Source organism: Nonomuraea lactucae (assembly GCF_003313395.1).
Lineage (GTDB): Bacteria > Actinomycetota > Actinomycetes > Streptosporangiales > Streptosporangiaceae > Nonomuraea > Nonomuraea lactucae.
Genome location: NZ_QNFZ01000873.1, coordinates 1 through 6,725, shown reverse-complemented (window position 1 = coordinate 6,725; position 6,725 = coordinate 1). Strand labels below are relative to the sequence as shown.

The following is a 6,725-nucleotide window of genomic DNA, read 5'->3' as shown; positions in this document are numbered from 1 at the left end:
CTGCGCGCGCACCGCACGGGCGCTCGCGGGCGCGGCGGGCTCCGCGGCGTCGCACACCGTGGTGAGCAGCGCCAGCAGGCGCCAGCCGAGCATCGCCTTGGGCGACTGCGCATGCCGGGCCAGCGTCCGCTCCGCGACGGCCAGCGCCGCGTCGGGCTCCCCCTTGAGCAGGTGCCAGCCGATGTGCAGCCGCATGCTGTTGGTGATGTCCTGGAGGAAGTCCTCAGGCCGCTCCTTCAGCACGCCGGTCTCGCTCAGGATGGCCTCGACCAGCCCCAGCTCGCCCCTGCCCAGGGCCACGTCGGCGCGTACGCGCAGCAGGTGCTTGCGGTTGCGCAGCACGGGACCGAGGTTGAGCGCGCGCTCGATGGTCTCGATGGCGTCGTCCCAGCGGCCGATCGCCTCGAGGATCTCGGCCATGTTGTTGAGGATGAACAGGCCGGTGACCCGGATCCGCCCGTACTTCTTGGCCAGCAGCCAGCCCTCCTCCGCCAGGGCGAGGGCCTCCTCCCAGCGGCCGAGGTCGTTCAGCGTGTCGATGTTGTTGCCGATCGCGCGGGTGATCAGGCGGCCGGAGCCCTCCTGGCGTCCCAGCTCCAGGGCGCGCAGGTTGGTGGCGAGCGTGGCCTCGGTGTCTCCCGCGATCGAGTGGCCGAGCGCCAGGTTGAGCAGGAGCTCGCCTTCGATGTATCTGTCGCCCAGCTCCCTGGCCAGGCTCAGGCCCTCCTCGACGAGCGCGGCGCCCTCCTCGATCTCGCCGCTGAGCATGAGGTGCTGGGCCATCGACGTGGCGATCTCGGCACGGGCCAGGTTGGGCTCGGGGACGAGGCGCAGCGCGTGGCGCAGGTCGTCGACGATCCCCATCTTGCCCTTGTAGGACTTGAACGAGGCCCATCGCACGATCAGCTTGGCGACCCGGTCGGGCTCGCGCGTCTCGTCCAGCTCGGCCAGCGCCGCCTTGACGAACTTGACGCCCCTGTCCAGCTCGCCGCCGGCGTGGGCGGCCTCGCTGGCCCGTTCGAGCACCGCGGCGTGGTCGGCGCCGATGCGTTCGGCCGCGTCGGGCACCCGGTCCCACAGCGTGAGCACGCGCTCGAGGAGTGGCACCGCCTCGGTGTACGCGAACGCGTGGAACGACTTCTGGGCCGCCTCCCAGGCCGAGATCAGCGCCCACAGGTCGTTGCGCGCGCCGTACCAGTGGTGGGCCAGCTCGACGGCGGCGCGGCCGGGCGGGACGAGCCTGCGGTCGCGGGAGATCTCCTCCGCATAGCGGGAGTGCAGCCGCTGGTGCTCCCCGGGCAGCAGCTCCTCGTGGACGGCCTCGCGGATCAGCGAGTGGCGGAACACGTAGGCGCGGTTGTCGGCGATCTGCAGCACGTTGCCGGCGATGGCGGGGCGCAGCGCGCCCTCCAGCTCCACGTCGGAAAGGCCGCTCACGGCGGCGAGCAGCGCGTGGCCGACCCGGGTGCCGCCCGCGGCGGCGATCCGCAGCACCCGCTGCGTCTCCTCGGGCAGCCGCTCGACCGTGCCGAGGATCAGGTCCTGCATGGAAGCCGGGAACGCGCACTCGTCGCCGCTGTCGAGCAGGGCCTCGACGAACAGCGGGATGCCCTCGCTGCGGTCGTAGACCTTCTGCACCTTGGCGTACTCGGGGACGGTGCCGAGGATGCCGGCCATCTGCTGGGCGACCTCGTCCCTCGACAGCCGGGACAGGTCCACCCTGAGCACCCCGTTGACCCTGCTCAGCTCGGCGAGCACCGGCCGGACCGGGTGCTGCCTGTGCAGGTCGTCGGAGCGGTAGGTCATGAGGATCAGCACCTGCGGCGAGCGCAGGTTGCGGCTGAGGAACGCGATCAGGTCGCGGCTGGACCTGTCGGCCCAGTGGATGTCCTCGATGAGCAGGATCGTCGGCCGGGTGTCGGCCAGCCGTTCGAGCAGCGTGAGGAACTGCTCGAAGAGCCGCGCCCGGCCGGTCTCCGTCTCGCCGTCGCCGCTCGGCTCGCCGAACTCGGGCAGCAGCCGGGCCAGGTCGCGCTCGGCGCCCTCGGGCAGCAGCGCGGCCACCTTCGCCGGGCCCTGCTCCCTGACCAGTTGCCTCAGCGCGGCGGTGAACGGCGCGTAGGCCAGGCCCTCGGTGGACAGCTCGACGCATCCGCCGTACAGGACGAGGGCGTCGCTCTGTCCGGCGGCCTGCTCGGCGAAGCGCTGCACGAGCCTGGTCTTGCCGACCCCCGCCTCGCCCCCGAGCAGGACGGCCGTCACGGTGCCGTTGCGGGCCTCCTCGAACGCCTCCGAGAGTGTCGCGAGCTCCTCTTCTCGCCCCACGAACACGGGACTCACCGAACGGCCCAGCATGTGATCCAGCATGGCATGCCCTATATGAAGCTTTCGACGGGTTTAAAAGGGCCGGATGGCTCACCAAGGTACTGAAGCCCGGCCGCGAGGGAGGATGCGGCCGGGCTCTCGTAGGGTGATCATGAGGAACGGCGCTTGCCGAAGACCGAGCGACGCTCGGACTTGTTGGCCCGCTCCGCCTCCCGTACGCGCCGGTGCCTCGCTGCGGCCTCGCGCAGCTCCTTCGCCTGGCTCTTCATGAGTTCGTACTCGATCTCAGGGTTCACGATGTCTCCTGACATATCCCGTTTCCTGCTGACAGCTATAAGCCTCGTGCTAAGGCCCACCCCGGCACATCGGGCGGATGTCCTATCTCCGGCCGGGCTCAGGCCCCGGGATACCTAGGACACCCTCAGACCGCCTTAGGCGCCGCTCAGCGCGGAGACCGGAAGCGCTGGTCGCGGCGTCGGCGTAGCGGCGGGCCAGGTGCGCGAAGGCGTCCTTGAGCTCGGCCGGGCCGACGACCTCGACGTCGGCGTCGAACCTGCCGATGGCGGCGGCCAGGCCGGGCCATGACCACGAGCCCAGGACGAGCCGGCAGCGGTTCGGACCGAGTTCCTCGACGATTCCCTCGCGGGTGTAGGGCGACACGGCGGCGGCAGGTAGATGGAGGATCACCTCGCCGCGGCAGGGCCAGTCGCGCGAGCCGTCGGAGCCGCGGAACCTGGCGGACACGAAGGCGGCCGGGTCCCCCGCCGGCAGCTCACGCGGGGTGAAGCGAGGCCCTGTCGGGGTGCGGGGGACGATGCGATCGGCGCGGAAGGTGCGCCAGTCCTCGCGGTCGAGGTCCCACGCGACGAGATACCAGCGCCCGCCCCGGGCGAGGAGGTGATGGGGCTGCACCCGCCGGGGCTCCCCGCCGGCGTAGTCGAAGCGCAGCTCTTCGCGGCCGTGGACGGCGGCGCCGAGTGCGACGAGCACGCCGCTGTCGACCTGCGGCTCAGGCCGGGACGCGGGCGGCTCGACGGCGGTGACCTGGAGGGTGTCGATGCGGTGGCGCAGTCGTGCGGGCATGACCTGCCGGACGGTGTTCAACGCGCGCGCCGCGGCCTCCTCGATGCCCACCCCGGAGATGGTGGCGATCTGGAGGGCGACGGCCAGGGCGACGGCCTGCTCGTCGTCGAACAGCAACGGGGGCAGTTGTGTCCCCGCGTCCAGCCGGTAGCCGCCGTCGGGGCCCTTGGTGGCCAGGATGGGATAGCCGAGCTCGCGCAGGCGGTCGACGTCCCGGCGCACGGTGCGGGGGCTCACCTCCAGCCGCTCGGCCAGCAGCGCCCCCGGCCAGTCCCGGCGCGCCTGGAGCAGCGAGAGCAACGCCAGCAGTCGCGATGAGGTTTTCTGCACGATTCCCATGGTGCCGCAAGAAGCGGCCACACCCTGTCCGCTACTCCTGCGACGGTGGCCACCGAGGAAACCGAGCGACAAGGAGCAGTTCATGTCCGTCAAGTCCGTGACCCACCTGAACTTCCGCGGTGACGCCCGTGCGGCGCTCACCTTCTACCAGTCCGTGTTCGGCGGGGACGTGGCCATGGTCACCTACAAGGACGCCGGTGACGTCCAGGACCCGGCCGAGGCCGACCAGGTGATGTGGGGCCAGGTGACCGCCGGCAGCGGTTTCCACGTGATGGCCTACGACGTGCCCGCGCGCCTGCCGTACAACCGGGGCGAGACCGCGTTCTTCATCTCGCTCCGCGGCGACGCGGCCGAGGAGATCACCGGCTACTGGGACAAGCTCGCCGCCGGCGCGACCGTCGTGCAGCCGCTGGGGCCCGCCCAGTGGGCACCCCTGTACGGCATGCTGACCGACCGGTTCGGCGTCACCTGGGTCGTGGACGTCGTCAGCGACTACAGCGCCTCCTGACCATCGCGAGTCCGGGTGGCGGGCAGCCGCCACCCGGACCGCGTACTGCCTGGGCATCGCCGTGCTGGCACAATGTGCCATATTGGCGTGGCGTGCTATATGGTCATGGCATGACAACAAGAGACCTGCGGGCGCGCAATCACGATCGCGTGCGGGAGGATCTGGGCCGGGCCGCGATCGCGCTCCTCCTGGAGGAGGGTTACGCGCACGTGACGGCCGACGCGATCGCCGCCCGCGCCGGGATGTCGCTGCGCACCCTCTACCGCCACTTCCCCAGCAAGGAGGACGTCGCCGCCGCGTACTTCCATCGTTCGGACAGCGCGCGGGTCGACCGGCTCCGGGAGCTCGGCGCCTCGCTCGGCCCGCTGGACGCGTTGCTCGCGGCGGTGGAGCACGGCTGGGAGCTGGACGCCGGCTGGCTGACCTCCGACACCCTCACCCACCTGTCGAAGATCATTCTGAACGAGCCCGCCCTACGTGCGGCGAACCTGCGCCTCATCGCCCAGCACCAGGCCGACCTGGCCGACGCGCTGGCCGCACGGCCCGACTTCGGCCCGGAGCGGCGCGTCAAGGCCGAGCTCACGGTCGCCGCCTTCTACGGAGCCCTGCAGGTGGCCGAGCGGCGTTGGCTGTCGGAGGACGGGACGACCTTGGACGACTTCGTCATGCTGGTCAGGCGGTATGTGGAGCTGCTGCCGGAGGCGCTGCGCGAGGCGACGGGAGCCAGGGCGTGACGGCCGGATCGCTGGCGGGCCCGAGCGCCGCCTCCGAGGCCGGGCGTCCCCAGTCGCCCTGGGGGTCGCTGCTGGCCGTCTGCCTGGGCGTCTTCGTGGTCGCGATCGGCATCACCGTCACCTCGGTGGGCAACCCGGTGCTGGCCCAGGATCTCGGCGCGACGCTGAGCCAGCTCCAATGGGTGACCAACGGCTACCTGCTCGCCCTCGCCTCCACCCTCGTGCTGGCCGGCCGGATCGGTGACCGGTTCGACCGCCGCAAACTGTTCCTGCTCGGCATCGCCGGGTTCGGCCTGACCACCACGGTCATCACGTTCGCTCCGACCGTCGGCGTCGTCATCGGCGCCCGCGCTCTGCAGGGCGTGTTCGGTGCGCTGATCCTGACCAACGCGCTCACCCTCCTGCGCACGACGTTCCCCGTCGAGCGGCTGCCCGTCGCCCTCGGGGTGTTCACGGCCGTGCTGGAGGGCGCCTCGGCGTCGGGCCCGATCATCGGCGGATGGCTGATCGGGAGCTTCGGCTGGCGCTCCGGGTTCGCCATCGGCATCCCCATCGCCGTGATCAGCCTGGTCGTGGCCGCTCTGGTGATCCGGCGTCAGCCCGTCCAGCGGGCCGGGCGGTTCGACTTCGCCGGCACGGCTCTGCTGGTGCTCACGCTCGTCTGCCTGACGTACGCCGTCATCCAGGCGCCGGAGGCCGGGTGGGGCAGTCCGATCATCGTCGCCGCGCTGGCCGCGAGCGCGATCCTCGGCACCGCCTTCGTCCTGGCCGAGACGCGGGTGGCCGACCCGCTCGTGCCGCTGCGGCTGTTCCGCGACCGGTCGGTGACCATCGGGCTGACGCTCACCCTGATGACCAACTTCGCGCTGCTCGGCGCGATGTTCTTCGTCATCCTCCACCTGCAGAACGTCCTGGGACGCTCGCCGCTGGAGGCGGGCCTGCAGACCACGCCGCTCAGCGTGGCCACCATGGTGGCGGCGATGGGTTCGAGCGCTCTCATCCGCAGGGCCGGCACGCGCGGTCCCCTCGTGGGCGCCTTCCTGGTGGCCGGCATCGCGTTCCTGCTCTTCACCGGTCTCGGAGCGGACGCCTCCTACCTGGACGTGGGCATACCGTTCGCGCTTCTCGGCGCCGGTCTGGGGGTGACGATGACCGCCTCGATGCACGCCATCCTCGCGAACACCCCCGCGGAGCTCGCCGCTCCGACGGCCGGAATCCACCAGATGGTCTTCCACCTCGGAGGGCTCGTCGGGACCGCCGTGCTGGGCGCGGTCGTCGCGGCCCGCTCCACCGCCGTATGGCCGTCGAACCTGGCCCAGGCGGGCGTGCCCGGCGAGGTCGCGGCCCGGATCGAGCGGTCGGGAGGGGCGCTGGTCTCGCAGGGGGTGGCGCCCGTGCCGGAAGGTCTCAGCGGCCAGGTCGGCGAACTCGTCACGCGGGCCGCGCACCTCAGCTTCGCCTCGGGGATGCACGCCGCCCTGTGGGTGGGGGCGGTCACCATGCTGCTCTGCGCCGTTCTCGGCCTCTTCGTCGGCAACCGCGCCGCCGGCACCGCATCCTGAGGCGGAAGATCCGGTTTGGAAGTAGTGCGCCGGGTCGGCGATGCTGTGGAGGTGTCAACCACGACTACCTCGCTCGCGGACGTGACGTCCTCCGAGACGACGTTGAGAGCGTTTCTGCATGGCCTGCCCGGTGTGGATCGGGTGGGTGCGGATCAGCGGGCGGCGATGCTGGGC

At 71.5% G+C, this 6,725-nt stretch carries 6 protein-coding genes; 3 read left to right on the top strand and 3 right to left on the bottom strand.

What is annotated here, in order from left to right:
• From DQW85_RS30170 to DQW85_RS30165, 3 genes are all read right to left on the bottom strand, one after another.
• On the bottom strand, positions 1-2,367 hold a 2,367-nt coding region (locus DQW85_RS30170; RefSeq protein WP_113703211.1), incomplete at its 3' end, for an ATP-binding protein.
• Positions 2,368-2,474: 107 nt separating this feature from the next.
• Positions 2,475-2,621 (bottom strand): hypothetical protein, encoded by a 147-nt coding sequence (locus DQW85_RS46130; RefSeq protein WP_198654225.1) that lies wholly within the window; start codon positions 2,619-2,621, stop codon positions 2,475-2,477.
• An 82-nt stretch (positions 2,622-2,703) separates the two neighbouring features.
• Complete coding sequence (locus tag DQW85_RS30165; protein WP_113703213.1) at positions 2,704-3,738, bottom strand: helix-turn-helix transcriptional regulator; 1,035 nt, start codon at positions 3,736-3,738, stop codon at positions 2,704-2,706.
• A gap of 91 nt (positions 3,739-3,829) precedes the next feature.
• On the opposite strand from DQW85_RS30165, the gene DQW85_RS30160 reads away from it, so the two are divergent.
• The 3 genes from DQW85_RS30160 to DQW85_RS30150 all read left to right on the top strand — a co-directional run bounded on the left by DQW85_RS30160 (position 3,830) and on the right by DQW85_RS30150 (position 6,551).
• Entirely contained in the window at positions 3,830-4,255 is a 426-nt protein-coding gene (locus DQW85_RS30160; protein WP_113703210.1) for a VOC family protein, read from the top strand.
• Positions 4,256-4,365: 110 nt separating this feature from the next.
• The gene (locus DQW85_RS30155) at positions 4,366-4,989 is read left to right on the top strand and encodes a TetR/AcrR family transcriptional regulator (RefSeq protein WP_113703209.1); all 624 of its coding nucleotides are present in this window, start codon (positions 4,366-4,368) and stop codon (positions 4,987-4,989) included.
• On the top strand, positions 4,986-6,551 hold the full coding sequence (locus DQW85_RS30150; RefSeq protein WP_162795490.1) for a DHA2 family efflux MFS transporter permease subunit: 1,566 nt from the start codon (positions 4,986-4,988) through the stop codon (positions 6,549-6,551). The genes DQW85_RS30155 and DQW85_RS30150 overlap by 4 nt, the downstream gene beginning before the upstream one ends.
• Positions 6,552-6,725: the final 174 nt, after the last annotated feature.